Annotated in this window: 19 protein-coding genes; 18 read left to right on the top strand and 1 reads right to left on the bottom strand. The window is 46.2% G+C overall.

Annotation, left to right across the window (positions count from 1 at the left end):
• From aroB to ACU1JV_RS01925, 10 genes are all read left to right on the top strand, one after another.
• Positions 1-1,095 carry a 3-dehydroquinate synthase gene (gene aroB / locus ACU1JV_RS01970; RefSeq protein ID WP_264215774.1) on the top strand — a complete coding sequence of 365 codons (1,095 nt, stop codon included), beginning with the start codon at positions 1-3 and terminating at the stop codon, positions 1,093-1,095.
• Positions 1,096-1,097: 2 nt separating this feature from the next.
• The gene (aroH, locus tag ACU1JV_RS01965) at positions 1,098-1,472 is read left to right on the top strand and encodes a chorismate mutase (RefSeq protein ID WP_013371670.1); all 375 of its coding nucleotides are present in this window, start codon (positions 1,098-1,100) and stop codon (positions 1,470-1,472) included.
• Positions 1,473-1,857: 385 nt separating this feature from the next.
• On the top strand, positions 1,858-3,408 hold the full coding sequence (gene trpE / locus ACU1JV_RS01960) for an anthranilate synthase component I (RefSeq protein WP_013371669.1): 1,551 nt from the start codon (positions 1,858-1,860) through the stop codon (positions 3,406-3,408).
• A gap of 34 nt (positions 3,409-3,442) precedes the next feature.
• Positions 3,443-4,489, top strand: coding sequence for an anthranilate phosphoribosyltransferase (gene trpD, locus ACU1JV_RS01955; RefSeq protein ID WP_090738866.1), 1,047 nt, complete (start codon positions 3,443-3,445; stop codon positions 4,487-4,489).
• A complete protein-coding gene (gene trpC / locus ACU1JV_RS01950; RefSeq protein WP_165082351.1) occupies positions 4,479-5,273 on the top strand; it encodes an indole-3-glycerol phosphate synthase TrpC in 795 nt (264 codons plus the stop codon). The genes trpD and trpC overlap by 11 nt, the downstream gene beginning before the upstream one ends.
• Positions 5,270-5,956, top strand: a complete 687-nt coding sequence (locus tag ACU1JV_RS01945; protein WP_413986561.1) for a phosphoribosylanthranilate isomerase — start codon at positions 5,270-5,272, stop codon at positions 5,954-5,956. Before trpC ends, ACU1JV_RS01945 begins: the two co-directional genes overlap by 4 nt.
• Positions 5,953-7,149, top strand: coding sequence for a tryptophan synthase subunit beta (gene trpB, locus ACU1JV_RS01940; RefSeq protein ID WP_058829729.1), 1,197 nt, complete (start codon positions 5,953-5,955; stop codon positions 7,147-7,149). The genes ACU1JV_RS01945 and trpB overlap by 4 nt, the downstream gene beginning before the upstream one ends.
• Positions 7,146-7,952 carry a tryptophan synthase subunit alpha gene (gene trpA, locus ACU1JV_RS01935; protein ID WP_025675664.1) on the top strand — a complete coding sequence of 269 codons (807 nt, stop codon included), beginning with the start codon at positions 7,146-7,148 and terminating at the stop codon, positions 7,950-7,952. Before trpB ends, trpA begins: the two co-directional genes overlap by 4 nt.
• A gap of 56 nt (positions 7,953-8,008) precedes the next feature.
• Entirely contained in the window at positions 8,009-9,112 is a 1,104-nt protein-coding gene (gene hisC / locus ACU1JV_RS01930; protein WP_016822198.1) for a histidinol-phosphate transaminase, read from the top strand.
• Positions 9,113-9,138: 26 nt separating this feature from the next.
• The gene (locus tag ACU1JV_RS01925; protein ID WP_413986560.1) at positions 9,139-10,227 is read left to right on the top strand and encodes a prephenate dehydrogenase; all 1,089 of its coding nucleotides are present in this window, start codon (positions 9,139-9,141) and stop codon (positions 10,225-10,227) included.
• A gap of 283 nt (positions 10,228-10,510) precedes the next feature.
• On the opposite strand, the gene ACU1JV_RS01920 is transcribed toward ACU1JV_RS01925, so the two are convergent.
• A complete protein-coding gene (locus ACU1JV_RS01920; RefSeq protein ID WP_040103488.1) occupies positions 10,511-11,125 on the bottom strand; it encodes a class I SAM-dependent methyltransferase in 615 nt (204 codons plus the stop codon).
• Positions 11,126-11,804: 679 nt separating this feature from the next.
• Here ACU1JV_RS01920 and ACU1JV_RS01915 point away from each other — a divergent pair.
• The 8 genes from ACU1JV_RS01915 to ACU1JV_RS01880 all read left to right on the top strand — a co-directional run bounded on the left by ACU1JV_RS01915 (position 11,805) and on the right by ACU1JV_RS01880 (position 17,476).
• Positions 11,805-12,401, top strand: a complete 597-nt coding sequence (locus ACU1JV_RS01915; RefSeq protein WP_013310707.1) for an RNA polymerase sigma factor — start codon at positions 11,805-11,807, stop codon at positions 12,399-12,401.
• A complete protein-coding gene (locus ACU1JV_RS01910) occupies positions 12,398-13,024 on the top strand; it encodes a hypothetical protein (protein WP_013371659.1) in 627 nt (208 codons plus the stop codon). The genes ACU1JV_RS01915 and ACU1JV_RS01910 overlap by 4 nt, the downstream gene beginning before the upstream one ends.
• A 68-nt stretch (positions 13,025-13,092) precedes the next feature.
• Positions 13,093-13,677 carry a histidine phosphatase family protein gene (locus tag ACU1JV_RS01905; RefSeq protein ID WP_013371658.1) on the top strand — a complete coding sequence of 195 codons (585 nt, stop codon included), beginning with the start codon at positions 13,093-13,095 and terminating at the stop codon, positions 13,675-13,677.
• Positions 13,678-13,860: 183 nt separating this feature from the next.
• Positions 13,861-14,970: a hypothetical protein gene (locus tag ACU1JV_RS01900; protein WP_413986559.1), complete on the top strand. Its 1,110-nt coding sequence runs from the start codon at positions 13,861-13,863 to the stop codon at positions 14,968-14,970.
• 54 nt (positions 14,971-15,024) lie between these two features.
• Positions 15,025-15,531 carry a gamma carbonic anhydrase family protein gene (locus tag ACU1JV_RS01895; protein ID WP_413986558.1) on the top strand — a complete coding sequence of 169 codons (507 nt, stop codon included), beginning with the start codon at positions 15,025-15,027 and terminating at the stop codon, positions 15,529-15,531.
• 22 nt (positions 15,532-15,553) lie between these two features.
• Entirely contained in the window at positions 15,554-15,733 is a 180-nt protein-coding gene (locus ACU1JV_RS01890; RefSeq protein WP_013371655.1) for an IDEAL domain-containing protein, read from the top strand.
• Positions 15,734-15,908: 175 nt separating this feature from the next.
• The gene (locus ACU1JV_RS01885) at positions 15,909-16,559 is read left to right on the top strand and encodes a DUF1405 domain-containing protein (protein ID WP_413986557.1); all 651 of its coding nucleotides are present in this window, start codon (positions 15,909-15,911) and stop codon (positions 16,557-16,559) included.
• A gap of 23 nt (positions 16,560-16,582) precedes the next feature.
• Positions 16,583-17,476 (top strand): GNAT family N-acetyltransferase, encoded by an 894-nt coding sequence (locus ACU1JV_RS01880; RefSeq protein ID WP_413986556.1) that lies wholly within the window; start codon positions 16,583-16,585, stop codon positions 17,474-17,476.
• The last annotated feature ends 12 nt before the right edge of the window (positions 17,477-17,488 follow it).

Below are 17,488 nucleotides of genomic sequence, written 5' to 3'. Positions count from 1 at the left end.
ATGAGTACGCTGACGGTACAGCTTGGCGAACGTTCTTATCCTATTCATATCGGACGTGGATTGTTGCATCAGGCCGGAGAGTCGTTGAAGGAACGAGGAATTGCACAAAAAAGCCCATTATTGATTGTTTCAGACGAAAATGTAGCGGGATTTTACCTGGCAGCATTGGAGAGCAATCTTCAGGAGTCGGGATACAAAACGGTATCATTTGTCGTTAAACCAGGTGAAACATCCAAGTCGCTTGCTGTATTTGAGCAGGTTATAACAGCAGCCATTGAGGGCGGCCTGGATCGGAATTCAGCCGTTATCGCTCTTGGTGGTGGTGTGGTGGGTGATTTGGCTGGATTTGTGGCGGCATCTTTTATGAGAGGCATCAAGTTCGTACAGGTTCCAACTACAATCCTTGCTCATGACAGCAGCGTGGGTGGTAAGGTTGGCATCAATCATCCCTTGGCAAAAAATATGATAGGAGCCTTCCACCAACCGGAACTTGTACTGTATGACGTAGATACGTTGTCAACATTACCTCCTCGCGAGGTATCTGCGGGACTAGCTGAAATGATCAAGCATGGCTTGATCTGGGATGCCGATTTCGCTCAGTGGTGCCGTGAGCAAGCGACGGATTTGCTCGCACTGGATGCGGCGACACTGGAGTATGGACTGGAAAAGGGATGTTCCATTAAAGCCGAAGTCGTGTCGCGCGATGAACGAGAAAACGATTTGCGCGCTATTCTAAACTTAGGTCATACGATTGGTCATGCGATTGAAGCGATTGCGGGATATGGTGAGTTTTTACACGGGGAAGCCATTTCTATTGGTATGGTCGGCTCCGCACTTCTGGGTGTGAAGCTGGGGGCAGATCCTTCTTTGGTAAACGAAACGAAGGAGATGCTGTCTTCGCTGCGCTTACCGACTTCTCTTCCATCACATCTCGATACAGATCGACTGCTTGAAGCGATGATGCATGACAAAAAGTTCAAGGAAGGCAGCATTACTTTCGTTGTCCCACGCAGTATTGGGCGTGTGGAGGTTGTGAAGGATATTTCCGTCTCTTACATCCGGGAAGTCATTGAACAGTTAAAAGAGGAGGCGTAACGATGTACAATCGTGGTATTCGTGGCGCGACGACCGTTGCAAATAATGAAGCAAACGAAATTTTGGAAGCAACAAGCCAACTGCTGGAGGAAATTGTATCCTACAATGAAATTCAGCCAGACGATATTAGTAATGTATGGATAACGGTGACGCATGACCTGGATGCTGCCTTTCCAGCCATGGCCATCCGTCAGCTTGACGGCTGGGATATGGTTCCACTCATGTGTGCATTAGAAATTCCTGTGGCTGGCAGCTTGCCCAAGTGCATCCGTTTGATGGTACAGGTGAATACTGATAAATCTCAGCGTGAAATGAAACATGTATATTTGAACGGAGCACAGATGTTAAGACCGGATCTGGCTTCCCAAGGGAAATAATCGCCCGTTTTTGAAGTTGATGGTTGCCAAAGTAACATTCTATGAGATATAGTGTGTGTAGCAGAGTTGAGTAGAGTAGAGTTAGCCAGAGCAGAGTTGAGATGAGAAGAGTGTAGCCTTAGCCAATTCCATATGAGATTACAGAGACCGGCGGTAGCGGGTAAGCTTTTGTCCATGAAGAGACTTTCTTCTAAAGAGAAGCTTATTTGAGGTAACCTGCGTGGTTATGCAAAGGGATGAGTATATGCTTTTGTCTATTTGCTGTAATCATTTTACATATGGAGCATTCTTATAATTTCAATAACTGACAGCCTCTACCTTACGGGTAGAGGCTTTTTTATTCTCTCCATAGGGTTCTGCGCCAATTTGGAAAGGAAGTGATCTCATGTTAACGCCGCATGTGGAGCAAGTGATAGCAATGGCGAATGAATTTAACCTGATTCCTGTGTACAAAAAAGTGCTGGCTGATATGGAGACGCCGATTCGGATATTCCGCCGGTATGCTGAGCGGGACCGTGCCTTTCTGCTGGAGAGTGTAGAGGGAGGCGAGCAGTGGGCGCGACATTCCTTCATCGGAACAGACCCGTTTCTAATGGTCTCAGGTAAAAAAGGTCGATTGATTCTGGAACAGCACGGTAAACGGCAAATATTAAGCGACAAGCCGATTGAAGCGCTCAAAGCATTGCTTCGTAAATACCGTAGTCCGAAACTGAAAGAAATGCCTCCGTTTACAGGCGGGGCTATCGGATTTTTTGGATATGACCTTCTTCAATATTACGAAAAGCTGCCGGAGCATTCGGTAGATGATTTGAATATGGATGATATTCGTTTTATGTTCTGTGATCAAGTCATTGTCTTTGATCATGTGAAACAGCAAATTTTGCTGGTTGGCAATGTTCATATAGGTGAAGGGTTCCGCGAGGAGGACATACGTGCTGCTTATGCAGATGTGGAACGCAAGTTGGAGAACACGGCGCAGTATCTGCGCAAGCAGTCCCCACCGGAGCGATTAGGATCAGCTTCCATTCCTGATGATGTGGAACTGGGTGAGATTCAATCCAATGTGACGAAGGAACAGTTTATATCAAACGTGGAACAGGCAAAGGAGTATATCCGCTCAGGTGATATTTTTCAGGTTGTACTGTCCCAGCGTTTTCACATTGATACAGAGGCCTCTCCACTACAGGTATACCGCGTGCTGCGCACGATGAACCCGTCGCCATATATGTATTATTTGAAAATGGATGACGAGATCATCGTAGGCACTTCGCCGGAGGCACTCGTCAAGGTGGAAAACGGCCGTGTAGAGACCCGTCCGATTGCAGGAACGAGACCGCGTGGTGTAACGGAAACAGAAGATGCGGCACTTGCTGAAGAATTGTTGAAGGATGAAAAAGAACGTGCAGAGCATCTGATGCTGGTCGATTTGGGAAGAAATGATCTGGGCCGTGTATCCCAGTTTGGCACCGTAAAATGTGATACGTTCATGGAGATTGAACGCTATTCCCACGTGATGCACATTGTATCGAATGTGTCAGGTGAGCTGCGTGAGGACAAAGATTTCTTCGATGCTTTCCTGTCTTGCCTGCCTGCCGGCACCGTATCAGGAGCTCCAAAGCTACGGGCCATGGAGATTATTGCCGAGCTGGAACGGGAAGCACGCGGAACCTATGCAGGAGCAATTGGATATTTGGGCTTCTCAGGCAATATGGATGCTTGCATTACGATTCGCACAATTGTGTTTAAAAAGAACCGGGCCTATGTCCAGGCAGGAGCTGGGATTGTGTGGGACTCAGTACCAGAAAGCGAGTATCAGGAGACAGTGAACAAAGCAAAGGCACTGCTGAAAGCAATCCGCACGGCGGAAGCGATGTTCCCAGCAACGACACAGCCTTACAACAGCGTCATCAACCAAGATTATTTGTACACTCCGTAACACACCAAAATCTGATTCTGAGGAGGAGACGACAATGGAACGACATGACATGATGCAAGTAGGGTTAAGCCGGATCATTGAGGGACAGCATCTTTCGCGTACGGAGGCCCGTAGCGTGATGGAACAGATTATGAGTGGGAGTGCTACACAGGCGCAAATCGGCGGGCTCCTGACGGCTCTTCGCCTCAAGGGAGAGACGGTAGATGAAATCACCGGTTTTGCCGAAGCAATGCGCAATTACGCTAGCCCAGTGCAAGCTGGAGAAGGGAACAGTCGTCTACTGGATACATGCGGCACCGGGGGTTCAGGCATTCACAAGTTTAATATTTCCACGATATCTGCTATTATCGCGGCTTCGGTTTCCGTGCGGGTAGCAAAGCATGGCAACCGTTCTGCAAGTGGCCGTGCCGGAAGCGCTGATGTCCTGGAGGCACTCGGAGTCAACATTCATTTGACAAGTGATCAGGCGCGATCGTGTCTGGACCGCATTGGCATTTGCTTTTTATTCGCACAGCTGTATCATCCGTCTATGAAGCATGCCGCAGCGCCGCGTCGCGAGCTAGGTGTGCGGACAGTATTCAATATGCTCGGTCCATTGACGAATCCGGCTGGTGCGGATCGACAGCTGTTGGGCATTTATGATGCCAGCAAAACGGAAGTGATTGCCGAGGTATTGAACCAGCTCGGCTCCAAACGAGCCATGGTTGTCAGCAGTTTGGATGGACTAGATGAAATTAGTATCTCGGCTGCGACGCGAGTATCCGAGCTCAAGGACGGCAAGGTTCACACGTTCGAGCTTCATCCGTCCGATCTGGGCTTGCAGACACATTCTCTAGATCAGGTGTTAGGCGGCGATGCACAGGTTAACGCAGATATCATACGACGAATTTTGAACGGAGAGCATGGGGCCTATCGTGATGTTGTGCTAGCGAACGCAGGAGCATGTATTTATGTCTCAGGCGCAGCAGCTAGCTTGACAGACGGAGTAGCGCGAGCAGCAGAAGCCATTGACTCCGGACTGGCACTTTCCAAGCTGGATCAATTAATACAGGCAACGGGGGAATATCAATATGTATCTTGATAAAATCGTGGTGACGAAGCGACAAGAAGTGGAGCAGCTGAAGCAGCATTTTCAAATTAATAAAGCCGAACGCTTAATTGCGGATTTACCTGTGACGAGAGGATTCGAAAATGCGCTCGCCAGCGGACGCAACCGTCCGCTCGGGCTGATTGCTGAAGTGAAGAAAGCTTCCCCGTCAAAAGGGTTGATTCGACCTGATTTTCATCCGGTGGATATCGCACGTGCATATGAGGGGGCAGGAGCCGATTGCATTTCTGTACTGACAGATGTGACGTATTTTCAGGGAAGTCCTGAATATTTGCAGCAAATTCGCGATCAGGTGAAAATTCCGCTGCTGCGAAAAGATTTTATCATTGATGAACGGCAAATATATGAAGCTCGTCTGTTAGGAGCAGATGCGGTACTGTTGATTGTGGCTATCTTGGAACCCCATGTATTAGGGTCATTCTTACAAATCGCCAAGGATCTTGGGCTGGATGCATTGGTAGAGGTTCATGACAGTGAGGAACTTAAAACAGTGCTGGATCTTGGGACAGCAACCTTAATTGGTGTGAACAATCGTAATCTTCGGACATTTGAGACCCGTCTCCAGACGACAGAGGAGCTGATCTCACTGATCCCTAAAGGGGTTACATTCATCAGCGAAAGCGGCATTGCAGGACCGGAAGATGTGAAGTATCTGCATTCGGTAGGTGCGCACGGCATTCTGGTAGGGGAGCATTTGATGCGTAAGGAAGATGTAGGACAGGCTGTAGCCGAATTGATGGACGGGGTTAGAGCATGAACAAAACGGGCGTAAAAATTTGTGGACTTCAAAGCGTTGAAGTGCTAAAATCTATTGTAAACTTACCGGTCGATTATATAGGTTTTGTGTTTGCTGACAGTAAGCGCCGGATTGACGGCGCACATGCTGGAGAGTTGCTTCGCGTATTGGATGAATGGACTCCAGGCAGCAGACCTCGTAGCGTGGGCGTATTTGTGAACCCTAGTGACGCAATGCTAAACGATGTGATGGAGAAAGCACCATTGGATGTCATCCAGCTGCATGGACAGGAGAGTCCTCAGCGTTGTCGGGAGCTTAAGGAACGTTTTGGCATACAAGTATTCAAGGCCTGGTCTGTGGATAGCCAAGGGCAGACCGTGAAGGGGAAGATCGAATACCGAGCGGACGAATTGGAGGCTTATGTCGGAACGATCGATGCTTTACTGCTGGATACATACGATCCCCTGTATGGTGGCGGTTCTGGAAAAACGTTTGCGTGGGATCGAATTCCTGCCTATCAGGCTTGGACTCATCAACATGGAATTCCTTTGTTTGTAGCCGGGGGACTGACTGCCGATAACGCAGAAAAGCTGATTAACGAGTATCATCCCGAAGGGCTGGATGTGTCCAGCGGTGTAGAGACGAACGGAGTCAAGGACATTGCAAAAATCACAGCATTCGTAGAAAGGGTGAAGCAGGCATGACACAATTACCTGATAACAACGGACGTTTTGGAACTTTTGGCGGACGTTATGTACCGGAAACGTTGATGAACGCACTGATTGAATTGGAGGAATCCTACCGAAAGTATGCGGATGATCCTGAATTTAAAGCAGAGTTGAACGGACTTCTAAAAGACTATTCGGGTCGGGAAACGCCGCTTTATCATGCGGAGCGACTGAGTCAACATCTGGGCGGGGCTAAAATTTACTTGAAGCGCGAAGATTTAAACCATACTGGCGCCCATAAAATTAATAATGCATTGGCCCAGGGATTGCTGGCGAAGCGTATGGGTAAGCAGAAGGTTATTGCCGAAACAGGTGCTGGGCAGCATGGTGTTGCGACGGCTACTGTGGCTGCATTGCTCGGATTGGAATGCAAGGTGTTTATGGGGGAAGAGGATACAGTTCGTCAGCAGTTGAATGTATTTCGGATGCAGCTTTTGGGTGCAGAAGTGATTCCGGTGACATCCGGTACGCGTACACTGAAGGATGCCGGGAATGAAGCTTTGCGTTATTGGGTGAGCCACGTCCATGATACGTTCTATATTTTGGGTTCGGCTGTCGGCCCACATCCGTATCCGATGATGGTGCGGGACTTCCAACGTGTGATAGGCGATGAAACACGCCGTCAGATCTTGGAGAAGGAAGGTAGACTTCCGGATGTAGTCGTGGCAGCGATCGGTGGTGGAAGCAATGCTATCGGCATGTTTTATCCTTTTATAGAGGATCAGGGTGTCGCTTTGATTGGCGTGGAGGCTGCTGGAAAAGGCGTCGAGACGGAATTCCATGCAGCTACCATGAGCAAGGGAACACAAGGGGTCTTCCAAGGCTCTATGAGTTATCTGCTTCAGGATGAGTACGGACAAGTGCAGCCTGCGCATTCCATCTCGGCTGGACTGGATTATCCAGGTGTTGGACCGGAGCATTCATACCTAAAAGATATTGAGCGGGCCAAATATGTTCCGATTACCGATCAGGAAGCACTAGATGCACTTCAGCTCCTTTGCCGTACCGAAGGAATACTTCCTGCATTAGAGTCGGCGCATGCCGTTGCACAGGTCGCCAAGCTGGCACCTACATTGACCGCAGATGATATTATCGTTATTTGTTTGTCTGGGCGCGGGGATAAAGATGTGGACTCCATCATCAAGTATTTAGGGGGAAATCCGTCATGAATTTAATTGATCAGGCGTTTGAACGCCTTAAAAATGAAGGCAAAACGGCATTAATTCCTTTTCTGACGGTAGGCGACCCGGACGTAGATACTACGATAGAGATCATTCGGCAGTTAGAGTCGGCCGGAGCCGATATATTGGAACTAGGCGTACCTTATTCGGATCCGTTGGCTGACGGTCCTGTGATTCAGCGTGCGTCTGAACGTGCATTGAAACGGCAAATTTCGATCCGCACCTGTATGGAGACCGCGTCTCTGGCTAGAGCGGCAGGTTCAAACCTGCCTTTTATTCTGTTCACATATTATAATCCTGTATTGCAGATGGGAATGGATTCTTTCTTTGCTGGCTTGCAGGAGCACGGTATCAGTGGTCTTATTATTCCGGATCTTCCACTTGAAGAAGCAGAAGAGCTGGGAGGACGTGCAGCTGAGGTGGGTGTGCATCTGATCCCGCTGGTAGCCCCAACGTCTGAACAGCGTATCGAACGAATTGCCCGTCAGGCCCGTGGATTTGTATACTGTGTATCTTCGCTGGGTGTAACCGGAGAAAGAGCTTCTTTTTTTGAAGGTATAGAGGGCTTTATCGCGCAGGTCAAACGGCATACCAGTGTTCCGGTGGCGATAGGCTTTGGTATTTCAAATCGTGAGCAGGTTGTCCGGTTTTCAGACATTTGCGATGGAGTTGTGGTTGGCAGTGCCATTGTGCGCCAGGTGGAGGAAGCCATTCCATTGCTGGAGGATTCTGCACGCAGAGAAGAAGGGCTTTTGCAAATTCGTGATTTTGTGGCACAATTAAAGCAGTAATAGGGTCAAAATAGAAATTTTAAATATAGTTCTGATTGGATAGAGGAGGTAGGGGCATGCAACCTAAACCGCATATTGTACATTTGCCAGTATATCAGCCCGGTAAACCGATTGAGGATGTGAAACGTGAGCTGGGACTCGATGAAGTAATCAAGCTCGCCTCAAACGAGAATCCGTATGGCAGTTCTCCTAAAGTGTTGCAGGCCATTCAGCAGGAGTTTGCTAACATCAGTGTGTATCCTGACGGAAGTGCAGTTGCTCTGACACAAGCACTAGCTAAACGGACGGGTTTAAAAGAAGAACAGTTTATCTATGGCTGTGGCTCTGACGAAATTATTGCGTTGATTACGCGTGCATTTCTCCTTCCAGGGGAAGAAAGCATCATGGCTGATCAGACATTTTCCGTATATAAAAGTAACGTGGAAATTGAGGGAGCAGTTGCAGTTGAGGTGCCTTTGCGTGACGGTGTACATGATTTGGATGCCATGCTATCTCATATCAATGACCGTACAAAAATTATTTGGATCTGTAATCCAAATAACCCAACAGGAACGATTGTACCCGAAGCCGAGTTGATAGCGTTTCTGAACCAAGTACCCAAGCATATCATGGTGGTGCTGGATGAAGCCTACGCTGAGTTTGTAATAGATCGTTCGTATCCAGACGGCATTCGCTTGTTGTCAGCTTATGAAAATTTGGTTGTACTACGTACCTTCTCCAAAATCTATGGTCTGGCTTCGCTACGTATCGGATATGGTATGGGGGCCGAGTCAACCATTCGCTTGATCAATCAGGTTCGGGAGCCATTTAATACCTCACGGGTAGCGCAGGCTGCGGCCATTGCTGCCTTGGAAGATCAGGAATTTGTTCAGGAATGCCGAGATCGTAATGCAGAGGGTAGAGCTTATTTGCAAAATGAGTTGAAACGTCTGGGGCTGGAGTCTTTCCCGGCACATGGTAATTTTATTATGCTGGATGTACGTCGTCCATCCGGTGAGGTATTTCAGGAGTTGCTTCGTAAAGGTGTGATCATTCGCGCAGGTCATCACAAATATCCGACTTATATTAGGGTGTCGGTTGGATCACAGCCGCAAAATGAGTTGTTTATTCGCGCGCTGGAACAGGTCCTAGGGGCGGAAGCGGCGAAAGTACGCCTATAATTTCCGCAGATGGGATTTGATATTAGATGAAGATTGCTATTTTCGGCGTGGGACTGATTGGCGGGTCCCTCGCACTTTGTTTTAAAGGGAAACCGGATATTACGGTAGTCGGCCACGCTCATCTCCCTGAACTGATGGAACCGATGTTAAGCCGTGGTGTCGTAGACACTGCGACTCTTTCGGTTGAAGAGGCGGCAAAGGATGCCGATTTTATTTTTTTATGTGTCCCGGTTGGTTTACTGGAGCATTATCTCGAGTTGTTAAGTCAGCTACCGCTTAAAGCGGGTTGTATTATTACCGACGTAGGCAGCACGAAATCGGCGATTGCCAAAAAAGCATCAGAAATTTCTTTGCGCAACGCTTATTTTATCGGGGGGCATCCGATGGCCGGATCAGAGCGTTCCGGTGTCAAGGCCGCTTCTGCGTTGTTGTTTGAAAACGCATATTATGTACTTTCCCCTGCAGAGGGTGTGCCTGAGGAAGCATACAGCTCGCTGGAGCATTTGTTGAAATATACAGGTGCTCATGTTGTGCGTGTCCAACCTGATATGCATGATGATATTGTCGGTGCGATTAGTCATCTTCCGCATATTATTGCAGCAGCGCTGGTGAATCAGGTGCGAAAGCACAATGATGAAAATCCGTTGTACCGTACATTGGCTGCTGGTGGATTTCGTGATATTACACGGATAGCCTCTAGTGATCCGGTTGTGTGGCGGGACATTTTGCTGAGTAATCGTGATGTTTTACTGGGTCTGTTGGAAGAGTGGAATGGGCAGATTGAGCGTTTTACTCACTTGCTGAGAACACAAGACGGAGAGGGAATTGCTGACGAATTTTTGACAGCTGGGCATTTCCGTAGTGAACTGCCAGAGCGTCGTAAAGGAGTTATTGTCTCTACGTTTGATCTGTATATTGATGTACCGGATACCCCAGGGATTATCGGAAGAATTGCAATGGAACTGGGAAATCACAGCATTAATCTGAGTAATATGCGAATCATTGAAAGCCGGGAGGATGTTCCTGGCATCATGCGGCTTTCCTTTCGTCAAGAGCAGGATTGGGAACGTGCCAAAAGGTTGCTGGATTCGATGGGCTATAAAGTGGTGGTTTGAAGGGTGAAGTGGAATGAGTATTCGTTAAAGAGATACTCCGCTCCGCGATTCATTTGATCTTACGATCGCTGTTGCCTGCGGATTTTCTGATTATATGTTCAAAGGTGAAAATCCGCAGGCAAAGGCGAACGCTACGCTTCTCCAGATTCAAATGAACCTCTACGCTACAGCCGCCATAAAAGGACCACACTTTCTGGGAGTGAGTAGTAAGAAAAGATCTAAGGCGGGCGAAGGTTCTCTTCGCTCGCTTTTTTGTTACTTGAAGAGGTGGTGAAGCTACGCCTTATTTTGTAATTACTATCTTTCTATACATACCGTTGAACATTATAGGTGCATCCTCTTTGATCCGCAGTTTTGTTTTTTGGGTTTCAAACAGTTCTTCAAAATTCAACCCTATATCGGTTCCTAACACCTTAATAACGGGTCTTATCGTTTTTTTGAATAATGAGGGCTTTTTTCCTTTAGGAGAAAACTTATCGAAAATAATAATTTCCCCGTCCTTTTTCAAAACCCGCACCATCTCATCGAAGCATTTATTTGCGTTAGGTACTACTGAGAGAATTAAACTTCCTACTACTATATCAAATTGCTCATCCATAAAATTCATTTGTTGAGCATCCATTACTAAGAATTTTATGGAGGTGTTAATAAATTTCTCTTTTGCTTTGTTAAGCATTTCAGGTGAATAATCTATGGCAGTAATATCCAGCCCGTAGTGATTTATTAATTCTAAATCTGCTCCAGTTCCTACACCTACAAAAAGTATTTTTTGCTCGCTATTAAATGACTTTTCTTGAAATATGATCTTTCTAGAATTGAGGAAGCTGCCTGAATTGAAAAACTTATCATAAATTGGAGACCAAATCTTATATACAGCCTTGTTCCACTTATTATTCATTACCTGCCCCCTACCTATTGAAAAAATTTATTATATAATAATGTGTTTCAATAGGATAATCAAATAATTAGTAAATTATTGATGTATTTTATCAACCCACATATGGGTAGGTGAGTAAGGTAAAGAGGAGTATTGGAAAACAAAAAAAGACCACCCGGGTAAAGCCCCGGGTGGTAGCTACTTTCAGTAAAGTAGCTGAGTAGGATAGGAGTGGAGAGAAACCATACTGTACTTTTATTATATGTATACGTTTTCATTTTGTCAATATTTTTTAAAGCGTTTTCTTTTTTTTGTGTAATTATCCTTACTGGTGCTTTATATGGAACACTTTCATTGGGTTTGTCATTTATCTTGAAAAAACTAAAAATCCATTGAAAAGCTGTTTAAATGAATTAGCTGCCAGCGTTAGGGAGCCTTTGATGGAAATCGTGGGGATTTTGGACTTTTTTACTGGCGGCCATTTTGTGGTACAATGGGTAAGTCCATTTTGGATATTGAATATTGTTGGGGATAGCACCGTTAATGTTGGCACTACATAGGGTAAGAAAATAACAAATGTTCCATGATGCTGTTTCATCCATTTGCGCAGAGGGCGCAACTTTTTTTGACCTGTTCGGTATATATAGACAGAATCGAACGGGAAAACAGCACATGTATGGGCGAGGAGGGTCTCACTCGGATGATGACAGATTCCCAGATGATTCAGGAAATCAAACAAGGTAATGTCGAGGTTTATTCAGAATTAATGAGGCGACACCAACGTAAAATTTTAGCTTTTGTTTATCATATGCTGAAAAGTTCGAACCTGGAAATGATTGCTGAAGACTTATGCTCGGAGACGTTTTATAAAGCGTATCGGAGCCTGCATTCTTTTCGCGAGGTAGATGCATCGTTCTCCACTTGGCTATATACAATTGCACGCAATACGGTGCTAAGCGAGCTTCGCAAGCACCGTAGTGGTCAGGTTCCATTGGAAGAGAGCGGTTATGTACCGGTAGCTCCATCGGATGTGATTCCGGAGCAGGCTGTTCTTCGCGGTGAGAAGGTAGAGATGGTTCGTGAAGCAATCAACAGATTGCCTGAGAAGCAGCGATCTGCGCTGATTTTGCGTGAATATGAGCAATTGGATTATCAGGAAATTGCGACTATTTTAGGACAGACGGTCAGTGCGGTGAAGTCATTGCTTTTCCGGGCAAGAACCAGTGTGAAGACGCAGTTGGAGCCTTATTTTTTTGAGCCTCTCTATGAGGAAAACGAAGGGATGAGCAGCCAATGAAATCCAGGGACGCTGAGGATTTGTTCGCTACAGGCAAAAATGTATCGAAACAAGACTCGGAGCGCAGACGGGCCAAAAGCTCGTCTGCCGGGTGGGAGCATGGTTCGGAAGAGAATGATTGGAATTTGTCAAAAGAAAGTCGATCAGCTATTCGTGATATTTCCTTTGAAATAACAGATGATAAGCTAGAGGCAATGAATCGTAGAGTCATGGATCGAATTTATGAAGAATCACCGTGGCTTGTTCCGGGCGAGCATCGACGTGCGCGAGTGAACCCAGCAGCCCGTAAGTATATGTCTGTATGGATCGCCGGCTTCTTGGCCGTATTCTTGTGCAGCTTTTTATTTTTGAACTGGAATGGAAGCTCCTCTCAGGAAAATCCCCCCCAAGCGGCTCCTGTCATGGACACGGGTATTTTACCGACAGGCCTGCTGGAAACTACAAGTACATCTCCACAGTATCAATACCACATTAAAGATGTGAACAGTGGCATTATGGATCCGCTGGTTGCAAGCATTGTTCCTACTTACCCGCAATACTGGATGTTGCTGTCTGTATTGGCACTTGCGCTTGCTTTATTTTCTCTGGGCTGGATCCATCGGACGAGAAGAGTTAGAAATTAGCTGGCAGATGGGCTCCATATAAAATTCATTATAATGCCTGAATAACACAACAGCGGGGGACTAACACAATGCTTATTGGCTTGATCAGACATGGATTGACGGATTGGAATGCGGTAGGTAAAATCCAGGGCCACAGTGATATTCCATTGAATGAGGAAGGGCGTCGGCAGGCACGCTTGCTGGCAGAACGATTGAAGGAAGAGCCTTATCATTGGGACGGGCTTATTACAAGTAGCCTCTCCAGAGCGAAAGAAACGGGGGATATTATTGCCTCTGCTCTGCATTTGCCGTTGCTGGAACCTGATGATCGACTAAGAGAGCGTGCTTATGGTCAGGTCGAGGGGATGACGCAGGCCGAACGCGAAGAAAAGTGGGGAGTTGACTGGCATCTGCTGGATTTGGGGCAGGAGAGCGATGCAGATCTTCAGCTTCGCGCGCTAGCTTTTATGGAGGCTCTTTGGACGGAAAATCGGGACAAGAATCTGCTGGTCGTTTCCCACGGCGGTTTTTTGGCTAATTTGTATAAGGCTCTGTATCAGGAAAAATTCACGGAACGTATTGGCAATTTGTCACTAAGTGTACTCCAGCGTGAGGATGCGGACTGGGAACCGCTTTTGTATAATTGTACAAAGCATTTGCAAGAGAAAAAGTAACTGCAACTTGAATAATTTGTGAAAGACCACGGCTTCTATTCATCATAGAGTCGTGGTCTTTTTGTTTTTTAATTATACCTTTGCCAAAAAAGAGGTTTAGAGTCTGAAGATTCCGTCAAAGCTGTGGGTACAACAGGTAAGAATCATTTCCGGATGACAGTCCAGTGACGAGGCGATGGAACAATGAATCTGGCGGATATGCTGACATTTGCGGATATTTTGCATTTGAACAGAATCGCAGTGTATTACGATTGTGACTGCAAACCTAATTCCAAGCATGAGTTGATCCAAGGGATTTTGACAAAGCTCGGCAGTAGTAGTTTCTTTGAGACGCAGGTCAAGGAGCTGAGGTTGTCAGAGGTAAGGTTTTTGAACGCGCTATTGTTCGATGACCGACCTTATTTCAGTATGGAGGAATTGATTGCGATTGCCAAACAGTCGGTTGAGAATGACGGAGATGCTGGTGAGCGACCACGAGATATTGTGACCCGTCTGCGTTCTAGCGGCTGGTTGTTCAACGGTTCGACGCACAATACGAGGTATTTGTACCAAATTCCGTCGGATATGAAAGAGCGCTTCCGGCGTGTTATGGTACATGGCTTTCAAAACGGGATGACTCGAGTAAGCGAACCGTCGTCGTACCGGGATGAAGGTCATCTACTGGCGGAGGATTTACGGCTTTTCCTTCAATATATGAGACAGCATGAGGTTCTGCTTAATCCTGAGGGAGCTTGGTACCGTCGCAATCAGCAGCAGCTAATGGAGCATTTGCACATTGCGGAGCCGTTGTTGGGTAAAGGAGGATGGCGTTTTGGCTATGGTTCCTCTTTTAAGTTTTATCCGGATCGAATGGCATTACTGTACGATTACGCCCGTCACTCCAAGTATATTGAGGAGAAGGGAGACCGGGTTGAGCTGACCGAAAAAGGGGAGGCACAACAGGAAATTGCAATTGAGGATGAAATGATACAGCTATTCAGGTTTTGGTTAAGATTGTATAAAGGAGCCGTACCCAATCTGCTTTCACTAGTCTATTGGATTGGAGAATGTGCCAGGCCATGGACATCCTCGGAGTCGCTTTTTGTGCATATTGGTCCACTGATCCGACCGTTTTACTATGACACCCCCCGTTCGGTCTTTGATCAGAGGATTATACGAATGATGCTTCACTTGGGTATGCTTCGACAAGGTGAGCATTCAACAGGACCTTCTGTACAAATGACGGCCTGGGGGCAGAAGTTGGCGGGAGAGTGCCGCCTTGGGCGAAACGACTCGGGTATACGGCTCCATTGACAAGCAGTACACATGTTGATAGAATTTCACCCAAAATATGAGAGGGTGAAGTTGATGCTCATTCACTACAACGGAAACATGCCACAGCTCCATTCATCTGTCTATGTGGCAGAAGGAGCAAAAATTGTCGGAAAAGTAACGATCGGCCAAGAGTCCTCCGTATGGTTTAATGCCGTACTGCGCGGGGATATGGCGCCTATCATCATCGGTGAACGCTGCAATATTCAGGACGGCGTCGTGGGACATGTGAACACGGATCAGCCCCTGCTGCTGGCGAATGATGTTTCGGTAGGACATGCTGCCATTATCCACGGTTGTACGATAGGCAAAGGCACTTTAATTGGTATGGGGGCCATTGTACTCAACGGAGCGGAGCTTGGTGAATATGCTTTAATAGGAGCAGGGTCGGTCGTTATGGAAAATACCAAAATACCATCCTATACTCTTTCTATCGGTACACCTGCCAAAGTGGTGCGCGAATTGACAGATGCAGATTTGCAGCGGATGTCACGAACGACACTCAGCTATGTGGCGAAAGGAAAAGAATATAGGATCTCTTAAACTCATGTTGGAGGTGCATCCTATGGATAAAATGAAGGTTACTTATGAGGTAATGTTGGGCCTGTCTGCTGAAATGGTTTTGGACGAGGCATTACGTAAACACCGGAGTGAAAAACTTTACAAGGATATTGATGAGGCGTTAGCCTCCGGAGATGAAGTAGCTTTTCGTCATCTTACGGATGAGCTGAAAGCAATGAGTTAGAACGCTTTTGGTAAGCTTAAGTTGGTCATAAATGACCAAGCGCCAGTTTGAGATTATATCATCAAACCTGACCCGTAACGGCGGTCAGGTTTTTTTGATACGCTTGGATATGATATAGTCTTTGTAAGATAGTGCCTGTGCAAGGTATCTGTCGTATGAACGGAGGATGAAGGGCGTGTCGTTATCTTATTTGTGGAGCCGGTCGTTCTTGACGAGCCGGCCCTTTTTGTGGCTGCTGTTCTGGTGTAATTTAGTTGGAACGGTGTATGGATACATATGGTATGGAGGACAGCTGGAATATACACTGAATTATCACCCGATGTGGCAGATTGTATTTGTGCCTGATAGTCCGACAGCCAGCCTATTTTTTACAATTTCCATAGCCTTTTTGCTCTATCCTCCGCGGTTCAAGAGCTTGAAGATCTTTCGCCAGATTATGGAGGCGTTGGCTGTCGTCACGAGTGTAAAGTATGGCATTTGGGCTTCGGCTATTATTTTGTGGGGAGTTGCGCAGGGGGGAACTATGGTATGGCAGGATTGGATGCTGATAGCATCTCACACGGCAATGGCGGTCGAAGCGTTACTGTTTGTACGTTTTTTTACCTGCAAATGGATTGCTTTATGCTTAGCCGCACTGTGGACCTTGTTAAATGATACGATGGATTATACCTTTGGCATATACCCTTATCTTCCCAGAACACTAACGGATGATGTACCGCAAGTATGTGTCTTTACCTACATGCTGACCCTTGTTAGTATTGTAGCGGCATGGCTTGCCATGTTGGCGCGTAATCGAAAGGTATCGTCTCATCGTGATATAGCTTGAGTCTTTTGAATGGAGAAATAGAGATGCATATAGTTATAAATCAAAAGGAATATGTATTCCAAAAGGGCATCCGTGATGATCACAAAATAAAAACAAGTTTTAATGAATTAGCAAAACAGAGTTTTGGCTTTGATTTTGAAGCCTGGTTTCAATTGGGGGATTGGGAGGATAGATATATTCCTTATGTCCTTTTGGATGAGGATTGTGTTGTGGCCAATGTATCTGTAAATCTAATGGATTTTGATGTATCAGGCGAGAAGAAAAAATATATTCAGATCGGGACTGTAATGACGGATGCAAACTACAGGAATCAAGGTTTGAGTCGGTTTTTAGTAGAGCAAGCGCTGAAAGATTGGCATGGCAATTGTGATGGTATCTATCTGTTTGGAAATGATAGTGTGAGGGATTTTTATCCTAAATTCGGCTTCGCTTCGGCACCCGAGTATCAATATAGCCGGAAGGCACCTAACAGCTTGGACATAAGGATCGAGAAATTGAATACAGAAGAAATGTCGGATTTGCAGTTGTTGAAGATGAAGAGTGCTGACTTCAATCCGTATTCACTTTTTTCTGCGGAAAACAATGAGTGGTTGGTTTTATTTTATAGTACCTTATTTTTTAAAGACAAGTTCTGGCACATACCTCAATACGATACGATTGTTGTTGCAGATTTCGAAGGGGATACGATGAATTGTTACGATATTTTTGGAGCGGGTGACATTTCTTTAGATGAAATTCTAGGGGCAGTCATGAAAAAAGATACGAAAAAGGTTGTTTTTGGCTTTACACCAAAAGAACAGGACGGCTGCGAAATGTCTGTGCTGAAGCAGGAAGATACTATGCTGTTTTATATGACTAAGCATCCCAACAGATGTAATGAAAATCCACTTATGTTTCCTATTTTGTCCAGAGCATAGCCGGTTTCTAAC

The sequence above is a fragment of the Paenibacillus sp. T2-29 genome, from assembly GCF_052921365.1.
The sequence above is the reverse complement of the archived record's forward strand: the minus strand, read 5'-3'. Positions and strand labels throughout refer to the sequence as shown.